The organism is Pedobacter humicola (assembly GCF_056490705.1).
On sequence record NZ_JBWJIG010000003.1, the window covers coordinates 262,360 to 280,448 of the forward strand.

General features: G+C 40.1%; 18 protein-coding genes and 1 tRNA gene. 7 read left to right on the forward strand and 12 right to left on the reverse strand.

From position 1 onward, the window contains the following. Positions 1 to 38 precede the first annotated feature (38 nt). From coaE to AC04Q1_RS07300, 6 genes are all read right to left on the reverse strand, one after another. On the reverse strand, positions 39 to 656 hold the full coding sequence (gene coaE / locus AC04Q1_RS07275; RefSeq protein ID WP_478363236.1) for a dephospho-CoA kinase: 618 nt from the start codon (positions 654 to 656) through the stop codon (positions 39 to 41). After that, a complete protein-coding gene (locus AC04Q1_RS07280; RefSeq protein WP_478363238.1) occupies positions 656 to 1,603 on the reverse strand; it encodes a YbbR-like domain-containing protein in 948 nt (315 codons plus the stop codon). The genes coaE and AC04Q1_RS07280 overlap by 1 nt, the downstream gene beginning before the upstream one ends. A 121-nt stretch (positions 1,604 to 1,724) precedes the next feature. Beyond that, on the reverse strand, positions 1,725 to 2,045 hold the full coding sequence (yajC, locus tag AC04Q1_RS07285) for a preprotein translocase subunit YajC (RefSeq protein WP_478363240.1): 321 nt from the start codon (positions 2,043 to 2,045) through the stop codon (positions 1,725 to 1,727). A gap of 67 nt (positions 2,046 to 2,112) precedes the next feature. Next, positions 2,113 to 2,571, reverse strand: a complete 459-nt coding sequence (locus AC04Q1_RS07290; RefSeq protein WP_478363241.1) for a DUF1573 domain-containing protein — start codon at positions 2,569 to 2,571, stop codon at positions 2,113 to 2,115. A gap of 2 nt (positions 2,572 to 2,573) precedes the next feature. Then, the gene (gene nusB / locus AC04Q1_RS07295; protein WP_478363242.1) at positions 2,574 to 3,524 is read right to left on the reverse strand and encodes a transcription antitermination factor NusB; all 951 of its coding nucleotides are present in this window, start codon (positions 3,522 to 3,524) and stop codon (positions 2,574 to 2,576) included. 49 nt (positions 3,525 to 3,573) lie between these two features. Next, positions 3,574 to 4,662: a Glu/Leu/Phe/Val family dehydrogenase gene (locus AC04Q1_RS07300; RefSeq protein WP_478363243.1), complete on the reverse strand. Its 1,089-nt coding sequence runs from the start codon at positions 4,660 to 4,662 to the stop codon at positions 3,574 to 3,576. A gap of 370 nt (positions 4,663 to 5,032) precedes the next feature. On the opposite strand from AC04Q1_RS07300, the gene AC04Q1_RS07305 reads away from it, so the two are divergent. Beyond that, positions 5,033 to 6,823 carry an ABC transporter ATP-binding protein gene (locus tag AC04Q1_RS07305; RefSeq protein WP_478363467.1) on the forward strand — a complete coding sequence of 597 codons (1,791 nt, stop codon included), beginning with the start codon at positions 5,033 to 5,035 and terminating at the stop codon, positions 6,821 to 6,823. A 79-nt stretch (positions 6,824 to 6,902) separates the two neighbouring features. Further along, the gene (locus AC04Q1_RS07310) at positions 6,903 to 7,226 is read left to right on the forward strand and encodes a DUF3276 family protein (RefSeq protein WP_167295577.1); all 324 of its coding nucleotides are present in this window, start codon (positions 6,903 to 6,905) and stop codon (positions 7,224 to 7,226) included. A 69-nt stretch (positions 7,227 to 7,295) separates the two neighbouring features. On the opposite strand, the gene AC04Q1_RS07315 is transcribed toward AC04Q1_RS07310, so the two are convergent. After that, a complete protein-coding gene (locus AC04Q1_RS07315; RefSeq protein ID WP_478363245.1) occupies positions 7,296 to 7,757 on the reverse strand; it encodes a hypothetical protein in 462 nt (153 codons plus the stop codon). Between the two features lie 199 nt (positions 7,758 to 7,956). Here AC04Q1_RS07315 and ychF point away from each other — a divergent pair, with 199 nt between their 5' ends. Beyond that, positions 7,957 to 9,057, forward strand: a complete 1,101-nt coding sequence (gene ychF, locus AC04Q1_RS07320) for a redox-regulated ATPase YchF (protein ID WP_478363247.1) — start codon at positions 7,957 to 7,959, stop codon at positions 9,055 to 9,057. Between the two features lie 436 nt (positions 9,058 to 9,493). On the opposite strand, the gene AC04Q1_RS07325 is transcribed toward ychF, so the two are convergent. Together AC04Q1_RS07325 and mgtE are read right to left on the reverse strand one after the other, a co-directional pair. Then, positions 9,494 to 10,108, reverse strand: a complete 615-nt coding sequence (locus AC04Q1_RS07325; protein WP_478363249.1) for an HAD hydrolase-like protein — start codon at positions 10,106 to 10,108, stop codon at positions 9,494 to 9,496. A 9-nt stretch (positions 10,109 to 10,117) separates the two neighbouring features. Next, on the reverse strand, positions 10,118 to 11,494 hold the full coding sequence (gene mgtE / locus AC04Q1_RS07330; RefSeq protein WP_478363250.1) for a magnesium transporter: 1,377 nt from the start codon (positions 11,492 to 11,494) through the stop codon (positions 10,118 to 10,120). Between the two features lie 22 nt (positions 11,495 to 11,516). Between mgtE and AC04Q1_RS07335 the strand changes: the two genes are divergently transcribed. From AC04Q1_RS07335 to AC04Q1_RS07345, 3 genes are all read left to right on the forward strand, one after another. Further along, positions 11,517 to 11,666 (forward strand): hypothetical protein, encoded by a 150-nt coding sequence (locus tag AC04Q1_RS07335; protein WP_478363251.1) that lies wholly within the window; start codon positions 11,517 to 11,519, stop codon positions 11,664 to 11,666. 121 nt (positions 11,667 to 11,787) lie between these two features. Next, positions 11,788 to 11,859, forward strand: a tRNA-Arg gene (locus AC04Q1_RS07340). A 202-nt stretch (positions 11,860 to 12,061) separates the two neighbouring features. Continuing rightward, positions 12,062 to 12,244 (forward strand): hypothetical protein, encoded by a 183-nt coding sequence (locus AC04Q1_RS07345; protein ID WP_478363252.1) that lies wholly within the window; start codon positions 12,062 to 12,064, stop codon positions 12,242 to 12,244. Between the two features lie 299 nt (positions 12,245 to 12,543). Here the strand turns inward: AC04Q1_RS07345 and AC04Q1_RS07350 are convergent, their stop codons facing one another. The 3 genes from AC04Q1_RS07350 to AC04Q1_RS07360 form a co-directional block, all read right to left on the reverse strand. Next, positions 12,544 to 13,155: a hypothetical protein gene (locus AC04Q1_RS07350; protein ID WP_478363254.1), complete on the reverse strand. Its 612-nt coding sequence runs from the start codon at positions 13,153 to 13,155 to the stop codon at positions 12,544 to 12,546. A gap of 69 nt (positions 13,156 to 13,224) precedes the next feature. After that, complete coding sequence (locus tag AC04Q1_RS07355; RefSeq protein WP_478363256.1) at positions 13,225 to 13,542, reverse strand: hypothetical protein; 318 nt, start codon at positions 13,540 to 13,542, stop codon at positions 13,225 to 13,227. A gap of 187 nt (positions 13,543 to 13,729) precedes the next feature. After that, on the reverse strand, positions 13,730 to 14,161 hold the full coding sequence (locus AC04Q1_RS07360; RefSeq protein WP_478363258.1) for an RHS repeat domain-containing protein: 432 nt from the start codon (positions 14,159 to 14,161) through the stop codon (positions 13,730 to 13,732). 587 nt (positions 14,162 to 14,748) lie between these two features. On the opposite strand from AC04Q1_RS07360, the gene AC04Q1_RS07365 reads away from it, so the two are divergent. After that, positions 14,749 to 18,069 carry a glycosyl hydrolase gene (locus tag AC04Q1_RS07365; RefSeq protein WP_478363260.1) on the forward strand — a complete coding sequence of 1,107 codons (3,321 nt, stop codon included), beginning with the start codon at positions 14,749 to 14,751 and terminating at the stop codon, positions 18,067 to 18,069. Positions 18,070 to 18,089 lie beyond the last annotated feature (20 nt).

An 18,089-nucleotide genomic window follows, 5' to 3' on the forward strand; every position in this document is an offset into this window, starting at 1 on the left:
TGAGATGGATGGATTAAGGATGGTATGATTAGAGCAGATTAAGCATTAGTATTTTTAATTTCTTCCGCCGACTTAAGAAATACCTGGTGTAAAGCTAAAACCTGTTCGATGATGGATTGTTGCTCATCATTCACGATAAAATAGTTTGCCAGCTTCGCCTTTTCTTCATCGCTCAGCTGTTTGTCCATACGGGCTTTTACCTGTTCTTCTGTAACGCCATCGCGTTGCATTAAACGCTTTATTTTAATCTCATAGGGAGCTGTAACTAAAATTGTGGTATCACACATTTTGTAAGAACCACTTTCGAACAATATTGCAGCTTCTTTTAAGGTATAAGGAACAGTTCCGGGAATAGTTTCTTCCCATGCATCAAATGCCCTGAAAACTGCCGGATGAACCAATGCATTCAACTGGGCAAGTGCTTTTTCATTATTAAAAACGATGCCCGCAATATGTCTGTTATTTAGTTTTCCATCTTCAAAATAACTTTCATTGCCAAAAGTACTTCTAAGTCCTTCTATCAATAAAGAGTCCTGGGTCATGATTTCTTTAGCTACAGTATCGGCATAAAACACTGGAATCCCCAACACTTCAAAAACCTTACAAGCAGTTGTTTTTCCGCTTCCTATACCGCCTGTTATACCTACTTTATACATTATTTTTCGACAATGAAATCTATTTTGGAAGGAACTACATTCACCAGCTTACAATAATCAGGAAACTCGGTTATCTTCACCGTAAATTGGTGGTGCCTTAAGTTTTGCCATTCGTCTACATCAATCGTAGCGGTAATAAAACTCTCGTCAACCTGATCGTAATTGCTTAGCGCCACTAAAAACGAAACTTTAACCTTTTTAGGATAAAGTTTTATACTATTATAGTTCCTGTTATTTACAATTTTTATTGGCACTTCAATGGTTTTCTCGGTAAACTCATCTACAGGCAGCCGAACTTCCACAGATGAAGGATAAATACTCACATTTTTATGTATACTGTGCTGTAAAGCTATCCTTGTGGTACTACTGCTCTGTATTTTGTCTTGCTTAAGTGTATCTGTAGGCCAGAATTTAATTTTCGCCAGCTCTTCTGTCGGGCCAGCTACCTTAACATATTTTGGGTTAAGGATGACTTCGCTCGCAATACCATATTGCTTTGCAAAGCTCAGTTTATCGATCAGTTTTACAGGAACTTTTTTAACTATCCGTTTCGTAAAATCGAAATACAGGGTATCTGGTTTAACAGAAATTACTTTTTGGGTACTTTCCAGCTGCCTATTGATGTTGAATAACTGATCGGAAAAAACAATAAAATCTTTGGTGTTTAGCTGGTTTAGATTAACGGAAACGGAAGGTGGACTGATGCGTAAACGTGCAAAGAGCAATTGCCAACCGGTTCCTTCAACCTGTAAATCAATGGTATCAGATTGTAATGGATAAAATGCCCTTTTAGTCGGCGTATTTTTAAAAACTAAAACTGTTTTTGCAGTGTAAATGTACTTGTTATTCAATGCCATAAAAAGCCATGCCGCTATGGCCAGCAGCAAGCAGGCCAGTAAGCTAAATACACGTCTTTTTTCAATCTTAGTTAATCTAATAAAGGGCATAATCAATTGATGTGTTACATATAAATTGGAAAATTCCATTCCAAAATGCATTCAACCAAATGTAGTAAAACAAAAACAGTCCCGAAAGTTTTCGGGACTGCTCTTATATTTTATTAATTTCTTAAGCTTTTGGCGCAACAACTGCTTTAGTTGCATCTAAAGAAACTGCTGATTTATCAAAGCGGATTTTAACACCACCTTCAACTTCAATTAAAAAAGTAGTTTCGTTCATGTCGGCAATACGGCCATGAATACCCGCGGTAGTTACAATTTTATCTCCTTTTTTCAATTCTTCAACCAATTTCTTATGGTCTTTGGCTTTTTTAACCTGCGGACGGATCATGAAAAAGTAGAATACTACCATAATCAAAACCATTGGTACAATTGTGGTTAACATGTTGCTACCGCCTGCTGCTGCCTGTAAAATTACTGTTAATGTCATTTCTTATTTATTTGTTTTTGTGAATAGCTGATCTTTTATTCGCAGTTGCGCTAAATGATCGACTGATTTATTTTTTAGCCAATACCTCTCCTACCAAATGTACGGTAGTTACTGTTGGGTTTGCATTTGACGTAATGGTTACCACTTTATCTTGCATGCCCATTTTGCCTTCGCTGTTAAAAACTACGCTAATGATGCCTTCTTTGCCTGGTAAAATGGGTTCGCCCGGCACCTGAGGTACGGTACAGCCGCAGGTTGCAGTTGCGTTTGAAACAATTAGTGGACTCTTACCTGTATTTTTAAGTTTAAAAGCATGCTGAACCTTTTCGCCTTGTTCTATTTTACCAAAATCGAAAATATCGCGTTCGAAAACAATAACAGGAGCATCTGCTGGTGCAACTTTAGCTGTTTTTGAAGTATCGTTACCCACAGAAACGGTTGATTTGGCTTCTGATGTTTGGTTATTTGCATTGCGGCACGCTGCGAACGAAAGCGCAACTACAGCCAGGATAAATGTTCTTTTCATTTTTAGTCTTCGATTAATCCGCGGCCAATCTTTTTAATGGTGTTGTTTTTCTTAAGATCGCCTAAAATTTTGTCTAAAATACCGTTAATAAATGAATTACTCTTCGGTGTACTGTAATCTTTTGATAACTCTAAATATTCGTTAATGGTTACTTTAACCGGAATAGATGGAAAGTTAAGCAACTCGCAGATGGCCATTTTCATCAAAATGGTATCCATTAAGGCAATACGTTCCGATTCCCAATTCTTAGTTCTATCGGCAATCATTTCCTGATATTTGGCGTCGTTCTGTAAGGTATGTACAAACAGATCCTGAACAAATTTGCTATCCTCAACCCAATCGGCACTGATTTCAGTCAGTTTGTTTTTAAACGGATCTTCGAAAGTGAAGTTTTTCAGGGTTTTGGCTACCATTCCTTTCATTACTTCGTGATCGACCTGCCAGTTGATAAATTTCTCTTCGAAAACCTGCAAAATGGCCTGGTTTTTTAAGATGATTTTCCTGAAAATGTATTTGATAATATCTTTTGATGATTCTAAACTTTCGTTTGGATCGGCAAGATATTCTGCATATTCTTTTGATGCTTTTAACGAGTTGTAAACTGTTTTGCGGATTTCCGGATCAAAGCCCCAATCTACCTTGTATTTTTTAACTGCAGCAACATATTCAGGATTCTGTTGCATTAAAACGCTAAACTTATTGTGTAGCAATTTCATATTAGGATTGATATCCTCTGCTGTTTTGATAAACTTATTAGCGCGCTCTGCAGCGTCGTTAGCAGTAAATTCGGTAACTTCTACCATTAAAGATAACATCCAGATGTACATTTCGTACACGCTATCGATGCTCTGCATTAAGGTTTTCAGATCACCTTTAATGTCTTTTTTGTCTGCCATGTGCCAAGCAAAAATATTTTGCAAAGCTTTGATTCTTAAGTGCCTTCTGTTTAACATGAATGTAAGAACGAGTGTGGTTTTTTAAACCTCTTTTAATAATTATGATTTAATATGACGATTTAATTTTTTTAACATCTGCAATCCGTTTTTCAGCAATGCGGTTTGCAGCAATATTTGTTGAAATGTTTTCAGCTTTACTTAATTTAATCACGCTACGGGTAGCATCATAAATATTCTCGGTAAGCTGTACCGTACGTTTTTTGCCAAAACCAGTCAGTTCAGAGTAGCAGGAAATTAATCCGCCTGCATTGATCAGATAATCAGGCGCGAATAAAATTCCTTTTTTCAAAAGTAACTCGCTATCTAAAACCTCATCTTTTAACTGATTGTTTGCTGAACCTGCAATAATGGCAAATTTCATTTTTTCGATGGTTTTATTGTTTACCGTCGCACCCATTGCACATGGCGCATACACATCGGCATCAATGGTAAAAATTTTATCGGCATCAATAGGTTTCGCTTTATATTTACGGGCAACATAGGTTAATTGTTCCTGGTTAATATCGCTTATCAGTACTTCGGCATTTTCTTTTCTCAATAAGGCAACCAGATGTTCGCCAACGTTTCCGATACCCTGTACTACAATGGTTCTACCTGCAAGCATATCTGTTCCGAAAACCTCCTTTACACTTGCTTTAATGCCTAAATAAACACCTTGAGCGGTAAAAGGGGCAGGATTACCAGCACCACCAATTGATTCGGGAACACCGGTAACATAATTGGTTTCCATACGGATATACTCCATATCGCGGGTATTGGTGCCCATTTCTTCTGCAGTAATGAATTCGCCATTCAGGTTTTTAATAAACCTGCCGTAGCTGCGCATTAAAGTTTCAGTTTTATCTTTTCTGGAATCGCCAATGATTACTCCTTTCCCTCCACCAAGATTTAAACCTGTAATGGCTGTTTTATAAGTCATTCCACGGGATAAACGCAGGGCATCTTCCAAGGCTTCACCTTCTGTGGCGTAGCTCCACATGCGTGTTCCACCTAAAGCGGGGCCCAAAGTGGTATCGTGTATGGCAATAATTGCTTTTAAACCTGTATCTGGATCATTGCAAAAAACCAATTTTTTATGCCCATAGGCACTTAATTGATCTAAAATTGATGAATCTGACGGAGAATTTGCTGGCATATTGAACGTTCGGCTAACCTGCTGCAAAATTAAAATAAAAAACCATTATTACACGTATTTAACGAAACTATAACAAAATTTATTAGGATATGATTAAATTAATGAGCCAATAAATTAAAAAAAAAGCTTTTTTAATAAGGGAGATTAGTGAAAATACTGGTTCGGAGAAACACGAACCAAGGCCTTTTCAAACCATATTGACCACTTAACATCTTCGATATGGTTCATGACTTTCATTAATCAAGTTTTGCTATATCTTCCATTCTACATCATCCGTTTTACATCCTCAAATGTCATTAATATTTAAAGCTTAAGTCCGAATGAACAAACATGCATCATGAAATCACAAAATTATCTAAGTTTGTACAACATGAAACATCTGAGCCGATTAAACAAATACTTTCTCAAATACAAATGGTGGATTATCCCGGGAAGTATTTTCGTGGTCATTTCGAATATATTTGGTGTGGTACCTGCACAAGTGATTGGCTATGCGGTTGATTTGATTACTGAAAACATCCAGGTTTTCAATCTTTTTCATGGTTTCGATCGCCAGGCTATTATTTATGATATTTTCGGCAGCAACCTTTTATATTTTGGTCTGCTGGTTATTGCACTTTATTTACTGAGGGGTCTGTTTCTGTTTTTTATGCGCCAGACGATTATTTTAATGTCGAGGCACATTGAATTCGACATGAAGAACGATATCTACCAGCATTACCAGGAACTGAGCCTTGGCTTTTATCGAAGAAATAATACCGGCGATTTAATGAACCGGGCCACAGAAGATGTTAACCGCGTAAGAATGTACGTTGGTCCGGCGATTATGTACACCATCAATACTTTCGTTTTATCGGTGCTCATTATCTGGTCGATGTTTGATGTTAATTCCAAACTGGCCATCTATTGTTTATTGCCCCTTCCCTTTCTTGTTATTATTATCTATTATGTAAATACACTAATCTTCAAAAAAAGCGGAAAGATTCAGGAACGGTTATCAGATCTTTCGAGTTTCGTACAGGAGCGTTTTTCGGGCATCAGGATCATTAAATCGTATGTGCGTGAGGATTATACACGAAATATGTTCGAAATCCAGAGTAACGATTACAAAAAAGACTCGATGGGTTTAGTTAAGGTATCGGCACTGTTTTACCCCACTATGCTGTTATTGATTGGTCTGAGCACTATTTTAACTATTTATATTGGCGGCATTCAGGTGATGAACGGGAGCATTTCCGCAGGAAACATTGCCGAATTCATCATTTATATCAACCAGTTAACATTCCCTGTAACGATGCTGGGCTGGGTTACTTCGCTCATCCAAAGGGCAGCGGCATCGCAAAAAAGGATTAACGAGTTTTTAGATATTCCATCTGATATCCAATCGAAAGAGACTGGAGAGCGCACTTTAAAAGGCAATATCAAGTTCGATCACGTGAGTTTCACCTATCCGGATACGGGAATTGAAGCCTTAAAGGATGTTAGTTTTGAAATCAATAGCGGCGAATTTGTGGCTATTATAGGGAAAACAGGCTCGGGAAAATCGACCTTGGCCAATCTGATCATGCGGATGTACGATGTAGAAAATGGTGCCATTGATATTGATGGAAAGAACATTAAGGCATTAAACCTAAAAGATTACCGTGGCCAGATCGGTTTTGTACCCCAAGAGGTTTTTTTGTTTTCTGACACCATCAAGAACAACATTGCCTTTGGTTTAGATAGCGTTACGGATGAAGAAGTATATGATGCGGCAAAAAATGCTTCGGTTTACACCAACATTATCGATTTTGAAGAAAAGTTCGAAACCATGCTTGGTGAACGCGGAATTACACTGTCAGGAGGACAAAAACAACGGGTTTCGATTGCCAGGGCACTGATCAAATCACCTAAGATTTTAATATTTGATGATTGCCTTTCGGCTGTTGACACTAAAACTGAGGAGGAAATTTTACAAAACCTGGGTAAAATCATGGCCGGAAAAACAAGTATCTTAATTGCCCACCGAATTTCAACCATTAAAAATGCCGATAAGATTTTAGTGCTGGATAATGGCAAAATCATCGAACAAGGCACACACAATGAATTACTTAGTCAAAACGGGAGTTATACCGAGCTTTATAACAATCAACTTTTGGAGGAGGAAAGCCGAACTATTTAAATTGTATTAAAATTGTATTTTGAACTTTAAATATTTGCTTTATATTTACCGAAACCAAAAACCAACATCAATACCAACCATGGGAGAATTCGACAACAAGGAAAGAGAAGAAGTTTTTTCAAAGAAAGTAAGAGCAGGTAAGAGAACTTATTTCTTCGACGTGAAGGCTACTAGATCGGGTGATTATTATTTAACAGTTACCGAGAGCAAGAAAAGATTAGAAGACGGTGTATTCGTAAAACATAAAATCTTTTTATACAAAGAAGATTTCGAGAAATTTGCAGAAGGATTAAATGAAACTGTTGATTACATCAAAACTCACCAGGATGTGGTTGAAAAACGTTATGAATATTCTGAAAATGGAGAACATAGCGCTAAAGCAAGTGACGATTTTACTTTTTAAGTATTATAATTTCAAATAAAAAGCCTCCCGATTTTAAAAATCAGGAGGCTTTTTCGTATGCTTAATATTTTATTTTATCCCTCCGCCTGCGAGTACTGCCAATAGCAAAAGAAAATAACCAACGATCAATACGATGGTAATTATTCCCCAAAATTTAAAGAGTGATTTGACATGGGAAATGGCATCGTCCAAATTTTCCTGGTCGCCAAACAAAATCCCATGTTTTCCCTTTGTAGAAAAACGGAAAAGTAATAAGCTGGGGTAAAAAAAGAACAAAGCCAGCAACAGATAAAATATGGTAATCCCTGTGGCTCCAATACCAGCTAATGGCCCTAATTGGCTGAGCATACCGGGATTAGCAGTTATTGCAGCCCCTATACCAAATGAGCCTATGGCTAAAAATGCCGAGATGACAAAACCCACAACAGATAAAAATCTTGCCCATTTGCTCATATCGTAAAAGTAACTCCGCATTTCTTCGGTAACGATTAATTTTACTTCCTGCGGCACTTTCTGTTCTAAATCTTCCATTTAATTCTATCTATTTTGGGCTAAACTTAGATAAAATATAGATTTGATACAAGAGCAAGGGTTTAAATAAAGGTTTTAAAAGCTTATCTTTGCGCGGTTTTAGCGGGTATGATGGATGGAAAATGTAAGATGGATAAGGGGAAATATAACATCACGACCAACTAAAACTGTAGACTAAAGACTTAAAGACTAATAAATAATGGCATTACAATGTGGTATAGTTGGTTTACCAAACGTTGGGAAATCGACTCTTTTTAACTGTTTATCGAATGCAAAGGCGCAAGCAGCAAACTTTCCCTTTTGCACTATTGAGCCCAATGTTGGCGTAATTACAGTACCTGATGACCGATTGACCAAACTCGCTGAGTTGGTTAAACCGAACAAGGTTCAGCCGAATACAATCGAGATCGTAGATATTGCCGGATTGGTAAAAGGTGCATCAAAGGGTGAGGGATTGGGAAATCAGTTTTTAGGAAATATCCGTGCTACAAACGCAATTATCCACGTGTTACGTTGCTTTGATGATGGAAATGTAATCCACGTTGATGGTTCTGTTGATCCGATCCGTGATAGAGAGATTATCGATACTGAGCTACAGCTTAAAGATCTGGATACTGTTGATAAACGTATCCAAAAGGTAGAGAAAATGGCTAAAACGGGTGGAGATAAGGATGCCAAACGTACTTATGAGATTTTAACAGTGGTTAAAGCGCATTTAGAATCAGGCAAATCAATCCGTACTGCGGCTTTGGCTCAAGATGATTTTGATTTCATCGAGGATTTAGGCTTACTTACCCAAAAACCGGTAATGTATGTATGTAATGTTGATGAGGCATCGGTAATTAACGGTAACAAATATGTCGATTTAGTGAAAGCAAATGTTGCTGATGAAAAAGCTGAGGTTTTAGTAATCTCTGCTAAAATTGAATCGGAAATTGCCGAATTGGATAGTTACGAAGAACGTCAGGAGTTTTTAGCGGATTTAGGTTTAACCGAATCGGGTGTAAACAAACTGATCCGTGCTGCTTATAAATTATTAAACCTTTATACTTACTTTACTGCAGGCGTACAGGAAGTTAGGGCCTGGACGATTACCAAAGGTTTTACCGCTCCACAGGCAGCTGGTGTAATCCATACCGATTTCGAAAAAGGATTTATCCGTGCCGAGGTAATTAAATATAACGATTTCGTAACACTCGGCTCAGAAAATGCTTGTAAAGATGCTGGTAAACTGGGCGTTGAAGGAAAAACCTATGTAGTGGAAGATGGCGACATCATGCACTTCAGATTTAACGTTTAACCACTAAATCCCCAAGGGGGGAATTGAATAGCATAGCCACTTGAAAGAGTGGCTTTTTTATTTTAAGGTTTTTTATCCCGGAGGCACGAAATGTTTATTCAGCGTTGACAAATTAATAGCACAGTTGCACATCAAATCTTGGCCACGGAGACACAGAAAACACGGAATGATATTGTTTTTTACGCCCAGTCCAATATATAGCAGCTACATTGCCACTTAAACCCGATTGACCGTGAAAGCGCCTGATTCTTCATCAGGCCTTGAACAGAAAGCGGGAAGAAACTTAAACAGAAGCTTCTGCAACTGCTTTTCAAAAACTGTAACCGATTACTGCTAACTTATTAAAATACTTTGGTTATGCTTATATCGAAAACCTGTTAGATCTCTCTCCCGAATATTCGTGACTACCCTTCAGTCGAGAAGATCGGTTTCTCTCTTAAACCTTTAACCCGTACGCGGCTAACTGCACTTTGGTGTCTTCGTAATCGGTATGATGAATGCCTCTTAAGCCCAAACCTTCGGCAACCTGTACAAAAAGCATCCTATCGTCGATGTATAAACTTGTTTCCACATCGCTTTGTGAAATATCGATGGCTACTTTAAAAATATCAGCATCTGGTTTACGGAAATGCACAAAACTCGACGATACAAAGAAATCGACAAATTCATTCAGTTTGAAGGTATTGATCCGGTATTGGTTTAATTCTCTGCCTTCATTGCTGATTACGGCTACTTTAAGGTTATATTTCTTTTTTAACTCACATATCAGTTCAATCATTTCTGGATAAGGAAGCGATTTTTTGAACATAAATTCTTTAAAATCATCATAGCTAAAGCTGCGTTCTTCAAAGAAAACAATACGTTCTAAATACTCGTCAAGCGTTAGTTTACCCACTTCGTAAGTATCGAAGGTAAGGTGATGACGTTCTTCGAGGTCGACAGAATCGAGGTTAAAAAGCACAGAAGCTTCTCCCCTTGCATGCCTGTCCCAGCCATTGGTTAATAAAACGCCGCCGATATCGGTAAAAAGTGTGGTAATTTTCTTTTGCATGAGTTAAGTTTAAAGTAAAACGCCTTTTAAAAAAAGAACAGCAAAGCTGAAATAAATAATCAACCCGGTTACATCAACAAGGGTGGCAACAAACGGGGCTGATGATGTTGCAGGATCGGCGCCCAGTTTTTTAAGCAAAATAGGCAGCATAGATCCGCTTAGAGAGCCCCAGAGCACTACAAAAACCAATGAAACGCTAATGGTAGCAGCAATTAAGATCCAGTGTTCACCATAAACATTTGGTACGGCCACATGCCAGACAAAGATGCGTAAAAAACCAATCAGGCCTAAACACACTCCCAAAAGAAAGCCGGAAGTGATTTCTCTGTTCATTACGCGCCACCAATCTTTAATGGTTACTTCGCCGAGGGCCATTGCCTGTATGATGAGTGTAGAGGCCTGAGAACCGCTATTACCGCCACAGGAAATAATCAGCGGAATAAATAAGGCCAATACAGTAGCTTTATGGATCTGGCCTTCAAAAAAGCCCATTGCGGTAGCGGTTAGCATTTCGCCAACCATTAGAATAGCAAGCCATCCCACCCGTTTTCTAACCAGATTAAAAATAGAAGTATCGAGATAAGGCTCATCCAAAGCCGCTGTACCCCCGATTTTATGCATATCTTCCGTATATTCCTCATTCGCAATCCACAAAATATCATCAACGGTAACAATACCCAGAAGGATGTTATTTTCATCTACTACCGGTAAGGCTACACGGTTGTTCATCCTGAAAATATTGATTGCATCTTCCTGAGGATCGTTCGCTTTTAAGGCAATGAAACGTTTATCAGTCAGTTCGCCGATAATGGCCTCCGGATCGGCCAATAAAACCTCACGGATCCTGATATCATCCAACAACACACCTTCTTTATCGATCACATACACCACATCGATGGTTTCGGAATTTTTTCCATAACGCCTGATGTGTGCCAAAACCCTGGTAATAGACCATTCGGGTTTTACCGCGATATAATCGGGCGTCATTAAACGGCCAATACTATCTTCTTTATAACCTAAAAGGGCAAGCGATTCTTTACGCTCCTCGGGCGGTAAAAGCGTAATCATTTTTTTTACCACATCACCTTTTAATTCGCTAAAAAGTGCAGTACGGTCATCAGGAGGCAGATCTTTAATGATCTGATTCAATTTATTGCCAGAAAGTTTTTTAATAATGCGCTCCTGGGTAGGAAAATCGAGGATGCGGAAAACGTTTACGGCCCTGTTGAGGGATAGGGTTTCGATAAATTTAGCTGCATATTGTGGAAGTTCATCAATCAGTTCTTCAACATCCGAAATATTCAGTTGATCGAGATATTGCTTTAAAGCCTTATCATTTTCTTTTTCAAGCAGTTCCTGAATCTCTTCCACAACCAATTCTTCCATAAACAACTAACTAATTTATTACATGCCTAAACCTCTATTAACGGTTCGCAAAGGTGCATTTTTATTTCCTAAAAAGCCAGAAGTGGCCATTTTAAAATTCGCCCGACAGCCTTTAAAATTAAAAATAAACTGGAGGAAAGTTTGTGTGGCCCGTGTTTACCTGGTGATTTAATCATTTTTTAACATAAAAGATAGCTCAACGGTTAAAAGTTTATTTTAATGTGAATTTATCCGTGAAAAATAGCCTAGATTTTTTAATGAAATGATTTTGATTTTTCTATATTTGCAGCCTTGCTCCCGTAGTTCAATGGATAGAATTATGGTTTCCGGTACCATCGATATGAGTTCGAATCTCGTCGGGAGCACCTCACGAGACAAATCAGTTTTATGCTGTTTGTCTCGTTTTTTATTTTATGCAAATTGATTATTAATCAGGCATATTAACTCAACACCTTTGTTCAATCAAGGTGTTGCTGCATTCGCCGCCGTTGAAGAGATGCAACCGACACCAATATCTTTTTCATATTACTCTCTTTAATTTTACAAATAGGTGGCTATCAGACAGGTTTGCTACAGTCTGTTGCCGATAATTACTGGCCGGAAGATAGCTGCAATTCTTATGCTTTTTTCCCAAGCCTAAGTAGCACACCTACGCCAAATAACTATGTTAATTCGAGCTGGTGGTTACGCAATGGTGTATTTGTACGTCTGCTAATGGATACCAAAGCACAAAAGGCATACGCGTCTTAAACAACAAAGCTCCAACATCTTATCATAATATCCAATTATTTTTGCAACTTAAAAAAGTTCGAAATGAATGTTAAAATGGTCCCAACTGTAGAAGCGGTTGGCCTTCTGTTTCCGAAGTATTCTGCAGTGACACCCAAGCTTTGACCAACAGGTTTGTTGATATTGTATAGTATTGAAGTAATAGAGCTATAAGCAGATGATGCATTAGTCTTTATAATACCCAGCTTTATCTACTAAGGTCGGACTAACGTATGTCAGCTTAGATGAACCGAGTTGATTCATTTAGGATTAAATATTATTTATTCTTCTAATTGTAAGTCTATAGGCACATTTAATTTACTTCTTTGGTTTTGATACTGCAGTTTTGAGTATGGCCCTAAAACGACACCTTTTTTCTTCAATATAATCCAGTAATTTTGTTTTCTTACGAAATCACCTTTTATATAGGTATCAAACTTGACTATACTATCTGCCATTAAATCAAGTCTTTCAAAACTTGCTTGGTTGTTTGGTTTCATTTCTTCTACCACTCTTGCATGGATAGCGCTGTCTATCCATAAATGTGATTTTAAAAAGATTTTTTCGGAAGTATCACTTTTCGAGGTATCGGTTTTGTTAATTATCAAATCGTATTTATAGCGTAAATCTTGAGCCAAAAAACGCTTATATCCTTTTAAGGTTGGCTCCTGAATCACTAAAATATAGTCGTTATTAAATTTGTAGTCAATAACGTTTGGATATACCCCATCTTGCATTATATTTCGAGCCCTTATCCAACGTTGGTCTCCATCGACACGATATACATAATCGCTGCCTAAATCAATAGAACTATCTCCTAAGTTAGCACAGGATGTGATCATAAGAAAAACTGAACTGGTAAACGCAAGTATAAAATTGTTGTAGATTTTCATTTCTTAAATTATTAAGGGCCTTGACCTAAGGTAGCAACCCCTGAAAAATTAATTAAATACGGCGTTCCGTTACCTGGTGCCATTCCAAAGCCCGTAGCAACCTGCTCGCCAAGCCAAGTAGAAATTTCTAAAAAATTCAATTTTCCATGGGTGCCCCTTAGCTGCGCCAATGTCAAAATCAAACATATTTGAAAGGATTTGTACTTGATTGTTACCCAAATACCTAACATCAAGAGTACCAAAGACAACGCCGTCATTAAAGAAATTCTTTCTAAGTAAAGATATAGGATGAACTTCATTCACCTCCCAATCTTTTGCTATCGAAGGGTTAATACTTTTTAAATTAACGCTTGAAGCAGCTATCTTTATTGCTTTGACCTTACCCATCCTATACCAACGGTTAGCTTCTATTATCCACAGTTGGCCATTGCCATCGACATCCCAGGCCGGGTGTCCCCCTTGACTGGCATTCGTCTCTCTCTTAATTTGTTTAGGTGATTATGGCATTATTTACAGACAACCGCGACCAATCAACTCCCCTCGCTCAAAAGCAGGGATGTAAACACCAGTGTTATCATCGTTCCCTTCCAAAAACATCTTTATCAAACGAATCGTCTTCTTCATCACTATCGTTAAAATCTTCATCCGACATACCATCAGGATCGATAAAACGAATCGGGTTGTTTTTTCCATATGTATATGGCGAACATCCCCTGTTCAGCTCAGCCAGTGGATCCACTCCAGTCCATCTCCCGATCAGTGGATCATATGATCTTGCCCCGTAATCATACATCTTCTCCTGGTCCTGTTTCTCCTTGCCATTATACTGGAACTTGTTCTCAACACCTACCAGGTTCCGCTGGATGTCAAGCCCGAATGCATAGTAATCTGTCTCCTGGATCTTTCTTACCGCTCCCCCGCTGATATCAAAGTACACCCTTCCGTTACCCGGGTGGTCTGTCAGCGTGTGTTCGTAGCTATAGCTGGTCGCACTGATGCGCCTCACCCTGCCGGTCTCTGTCGCCACATACTTCAGGGCACCGTCCTCGTATTGGATACCGCTAATATACTCATTATTTAAACTCACTGTCCCACCGACCAGATTTTTCAGTTTATTGCCGTTGGCATCATAGGTATAGGCCGTGGACCAGGAAGCTGAAAAGAAGATGAGGTATTGGTGCTCGCATCACCTACACCGTTCAGCCTATGGCCCGTTTAGCTATAATTCTGCTGATCCACTACAGTCGTCAGTGATTTCCGCTGGAGGCTGGTAATGTTCCGCTGTAGGCAACCGTCTCGTCATTGCCATTATAATCTGAGAGAAAATCCGACATTTAAAAACAGAGACAGGCCTTTTGATTTCGTGCTTATTGATTTGAACGAAAAACGGGTACTTTAAGACACTCTTGTTTCATTTATATATAGTTTTGCTGGAATTGGACGTTTGAAACTTTTTACCAATTGGCACCAGGATCGACTTCAAAACTCCCTGTGGTACAACCACTTAATTCGCCGGTTTGCGTGACGTAGGAAGTATTGATTAAGTGATCAATTATTTTTATACAACAGTACAGGATGGCCATTTGCCTAAAAATGGCTAATTTGATTTTTTTAACCAAATTTAACCTGATGCTGAATAACAGATACCCAAAATATTTGTTTCTAGGAGCCCTATTGCTGGCTTTCTCTTCTCTGTCTGCCATTGCTCAATTGGCAAAGGTGCCCATAACTCCTAGCCAACAGGAACTGCAGCGGCCCTTTGGCAAAACTGATGAAGTTTCTTTTCAAAACCCCTCGAAAATCTATCATCCTGAAACCTGGTTCCATTTTATTGGCGGCAATGTTTCAAAAGACGGGATTACCCTTGATCTTGAGGCGATTGCCAAAGCTGGCTTTTCAGGAATACAACTGTTTCATGGTCAGTTTGGAGGTCCATGGCCTGGAGTACAGCCGCAGATCACGAGCCTGAGTGAAAACTGGGATGATGCCGTTAAACATACTGCGCTGGAGGCACGCCGCCTTGGTCTGAGATTTTCGATGAACAACTGTCCGGGCTGGGCAACTTCTGGTGGACCGTGGATTAGCCCCTCAAATGCCATGCGCAATCTGATCTGGAATCGGACCGACGTGACCGGTGGAAAACGCATTACACAAGTTTTACCTGTACCCGATCCTAATACAGAAGAATGGAGAGATTATAAAGAGGTGGCCGTACTCGCTTTCCCCACACCTGTTGGCGATACCGGGAAACCACTGGTACCCAAATCCATAAAAAGCAATACCGATTTTACCTGGGATCCCTATTTTCAGGCACAAGGAAAGGACCCCATCCGGTTGTCTCCTGTAGGAGCCAGCCAAGCACACTGGGTGGAGGTTGAATTCGCGGATCCGGTAGCCGTCCGCAGCCTGGAGTTTTCCAGCGTACAGCGCTTCAACCATGGCCAGTCTTACGAACCTGGTGTAAACATCCTCATCCAGGGCATCTTGCCCAATGGAGCGGTTAAAGATATCCTCCGTGCAGAAATGCCGCAGTCTAACTGGCAGGATGATCAGCCCATTACTTTGGCCTGTTCTGAACTTGCAGGCGTAAAAAAGTACCGCATATCGATTTCCAACAAATACAATATGAGCCTCAGCTCGATCCGTTTGTTCTCTGCGGCGAGAAAAAACAGCTGGGAATCGGAAGCCGCCTGGACTTTAAGAAGTATCCAGCGCAGTGGAGAGCATCCAAAACAATCGCCCGAAACTTTCATCAGGCCCGAACAGATTATTGATATTTCATCAAACATGGATAAGGATGGCAAACTGAGCTGGCTGGCACCGAAAGGAAACTGGACAATCCTCCGTCTGGGACATGTTAATGCCGGCAAACAGAATGGCCCCGCCCCTGCTGAAGGAACCGGCTGGGAAGCAAACAAACTAGCCAAATCAGGTGCGGATGCACATTTTGCTGGCTACATCGGACGGCTCTCGGGCGCAAATGGCCCCCTTGCTCAAGGACTTCTGAATGGAATGCTCATCGACAGCTGGGAATGCCATACGCAAAGCTGGACGCAGGAAATGGAACCAGAATTTAAACGAATTTCCAGCTATTCGCTCCGTAAATGGCTCCCAGCCTTATTTGGCTACGTGATAAAAGACCATGAAACAACCTCCAGGTTTTTGACCGACTGGCGAAAAACATTGAATGACCTGATGACTAACAACTACTATGGCCGAATGGCGACACTTGCAAAAGCCAATGGACTTTCAGTGGCCTACGAAACAGCCGCAGGAGATGTAGTTACGGGAGATATCCTCGAATACTTTAAAAACGCGGATGTACCCATGTGCGAATTCTGGCAACCGCTAAGTTCGGGATTTGTAGGTTCATTGAACTTTAAACCGATAAAACCCACAGCATCTGCCGCCAGAATGTATGGTAAACCCCGTGTTGCCGCAGAAGCATTTACTTCCATGGCGCTAACCTGGGACGAGCATCTGGAAATGCTTAAAGAGGTGGCCAATATCAATAGTGTGCAGGGCGTAAGCCATTATGTATTTCATACCTATACCCATAATCCGCAAAACCCTTTTTTAGCTCCCGGAACCTCTTTTGGCGCAGGAATTGGCACTCCTTTTTTAAGGGGACAAACCTGGTGGACTTATATGCCCGATTTTACAACCTATCTGGCACGCTGCACCTATCTGCTTGAACGCGGAAAACCCGTTTCCGATGTACTTTGGTACCTTGGTGATGAGATTGACCATAAACCGGATCAAAATGCCCCCTTCCCTGTCGGATATAAGTACGATTACTGCAATCCTGATGCACTGCTCAACAGAATAAAAGTAGACAATGGAATGATTGTTACCCCGGAAGGCATCCGTTACCGGGTGTTATGGCTGCCAGATGCGCAGTATATGCGGCCCGAAACGTTAGAAAAAATACGCCTGCTGGTCCGCAATGGTGCTACGGTTGTAGGTGAAGCTCCTATTGGTTTAGCTACGCTTTCTGGTGGCGATCTTGCAAAGAAACGTTTTAGCGCAGCCGTTAAAGACATCTGGGGCGGAACGCTAAAAGGTTTGCGGAAGACTGGTAAGGGTTATGTTGTTTCAGGCTTAGCACTAGGTGATGCACTTACTGTACTAAAAATAAAAGCCGATGTTTTAGGTACCGAAGCATTATGGGCTCACCGCCGCATCGAAGGTGCCGATTGGTATTTCGTCACGGCTCCAGAAGGCAGTGGTTATCAGGGCGAGCTTAGTTTCCACGCTACCGGTAACGCCGAACTCTGGGATCCGGTTACAGGAACATCACGGCCCATTGAAAGTATTCAAAAGGCTGGATATTCAACTGTCAAACTCGATCTTGCAAAAGCTGGTTCTTGCTTTATTGTTTTCCGTAAGGAAGAAAGCAGCCCCCAAGTAGTCCAAAAGAAAATTTCTGCATCCGGCACCAATATTCCGATTTCAGGAGCCTGGAAACTATCTTTCCCAGAGGGTTGGAATGCACCTGCATCGATGCAATTAACCGAGCTGAAACCATGGAAGGACCTGGACATTTCTCCCGAAGGAAAAGCATTTTCAGGTACCGCTACCTATACCACCACATTTAACATCGACAGTGTTGCCCTGAAAACAGCATATACAATCGACCTTGGCAAAGTAGACATGGCGGCCACTGTTATTTTAAATGGAAAAGAAATTGCCAGACTCTGGACGCCGCCATATCTGGTTAACTTTATGGATGGAATTCGAAAAGGACAAAATGAATTAAGTGTGAAGGTAACAAGCACCTGGCATAACCGCCTGGTTTTTGATGCGGGACAACCAAAAGAAAAGCGTAAAACCTGGACAATTTCTGGTCCCGACAAGAATGCACCTTTACGCGAATCTGGTTTGCTGGGGCCGGTGAAAATTACCAAGTATTAACCAAATTGAAATTCCAAAAA